Here is a 1,998-nt window from a genome sequence, read left to right on the forward strand (position 1 = left end):
GACTCGGTCAATTCCGCGTAATTCTGGCCGCCAGATGATCTCTACGACTACGGCATCATCTAGGAGGTAGCTTTGGCGACGATCTCCTTGTGCAATGCTGCGGACAGATAGACCTGCGGTGTCGCCATCTAGTTTGGTTTGTACTGTCTCTGGTGTGTCGTTGTCTGGATCAAGATCGAATGGGAGTAGGACTGCGTCATCGCTATGGTTTTGATCCGAAACTATAAATTGCGCTTCGTTGATAATCCAGCGGTCAATATCACCTTCTTCTACATAGCCAGCATGGGGATGGTTGAGCACTAAACGTAGACCACACTCAGGAAGAAAGAATTCGTGACGTAACACGGGTGAGGTCGGTATGATTGCAGCAATGGGGACATCTAACTTTAACGCTAAGTCTTCTAACCATGCACCAATATTGCGGCAATTCAGATGCTGACAAATAGTATCGGCGATTGATTGTGTGTCGGTGTTTGTGTCGATACCGTGATCAATGACCTCTGTCATGGTTTGCCCCCCCTAGCTTCACTGATGCCAACTCCTTCAATTGGATCGTTATCTGGGTGATGAACGCGTTCCCACTTTAGCCCGTCAAAATGAGCAATATCTTTTATCCCAAAGGACCAAAGAATCTCGTTATTTGAATCTAGATGAAAGGTTTCTAATTCAGGCACCAAACCGCTGACAACTTGTGTAATTTTTTTCCCATTGTAAGCATATAGTTTTGTTGTGGTTGCTAAATAAATATTTCCTTTGAATTCAGCGATTGACCAAAATATTTCGTTATCGTCGATACTACTAACATCCTTAAAGCCATCCCTAACATTTCCTTTTAAAAGCGCACCATTATTGCCGCAAATCCAAACGTCGTTAGTATTAAAACACTTTATATAGTTTAAATTTTCATCAATATTTATAGCAATTTTTTTCCATTCGTTTCCATCAAAGTGATAAATCCTTCCTCCCAGTCCACAAACATAAATATCGCATTCATCGACTCCATCAATACTGGTCAAAATACTGTAATCACTATTTAGCGCGCTTCTATGGACAAGTGGATATCGAGTAAGCGATTCCCAAATTCCATTATTTCTTCGATAAACTTGGTCATTTGCTCCACAGACATAAATTGTTTCACCAATTTCTCGTATTTGAGTTACATAACCGAGCGTACCTAGCCTTAATCCTGCGTCTGAAATCTTTTCAATTTTTGAACTCCCGTCTTTTGCGGAGAAAATTTCAACCTCACCTTCTTTCGATAATGCACAAAGCTTTCTCTCCTCATTTTGAGAGCGTTTTTTGACGCAAACGGAGACAATATTTGAATTTAAATCGTGATAAAACCATTTCGATTCATCTGCACTTTGCTCATCGTAGATACTCAAGCGTGAATGTGGGTGTTGCAGCGGATCTATATCGTCTAGGTTTGAAGCTACGTACACAAAATCTTTCTCGATTACGCATCCGTCGATAAAATAAACAGAAGTTCTCATTTCATTCTCCATATCTTTACAGTGTTTATGAACGGCCAGAGCCGCCTGTGCCTTGCGCAGATTTACCCATTATCGTCGCGTCAAGATTTGTTATTTTTCCAAAAGGATCAGCACGGAATTTTGTGCTTGCACTAAGTCCTTTAGATTGATGAAAATCACGTAATTGTTTTTCCAATTCTTTTTCGTCGCAGCCCGATACTTTCGCTGCGGCGGAAGCGCCTGCTTTTTCCAAATTCCCAAGCGAGGAACTACCTTTAGGATTCCCTAGAGCACCTAATGCAGCCTCTGCGGCATCCATCAATAAATGAATTTGTCCATGTTGGGCAAGCGCTTGAAAATGGTTAGTTATAGAATTTTTCCCTTTCTTAACTGACTGACCATTTACACCAGTGCTCTTAGTAGCCCCCTCTACACAAATACAAAGTCCATCCGCATGTTTAATACCACCCGGGTAATAAGCCCCATTATCTCCAGGCTGTTTAAAGCAATGATCTGGAACTACATG

The 1,998-nt window shown here is 41.5% G+C and carries 3 protein-coding genes; all 3 read right to left on the reverse strand.

What is annotated here, in order from left to right; all coding sequences use genetic code 11:
- Positions 1-507: hypothetical protein (locus tag AAKU64_RS22410; protein ID WP_354363089.1), on the reverse strand; the 507-nt coding region annotated here is incomplete at its 3' end.
- Positions 504-1,493 (reverse strand): beta propeller repeat protein, encoded by a 990-nt coding sequence (locus AAKU64_RS22415; RefSeq protein ID WP_354335767.1) that lies wholly within the window; start codon positions 1,491-1,493, stop codon positions 504-506. The genes AAKU64_RS22410 and AAKU64_RS22415, both read right to left, overlap by 4 nt.
- 25 nt (positions 1,494-1,518) lie before the next feature.
- A partial coding sequence (locus AAKU64_RS22420; RefSeq protein WP_354335769.1) for a hypothetical protein occupies positions 1,519-1,998 on the reverse strand: 480 nt, incomplete at its 5' end.

The sequence above is a fragment of the Undibacterium sp. GrIS 1.8 genome (assembly GCF_040544445.1).
Classification (GTDB): domain Bacteria; phylum Pseudomonadota; class Gammaproteobacteria; order Burkholderiales; family Burkholderiaceae_D; genus Undibacterium.

What these genes read in the sequence shown, in the direction of transcription:
- AAKU64_RS22415 (WP_354335767.1), bottom strand. Translation starts at nt 1,493, where the DNA reads ATGAGAACTTCTGTTTATTTTATCGACGGATGCGTAATCGAGAAAGAT.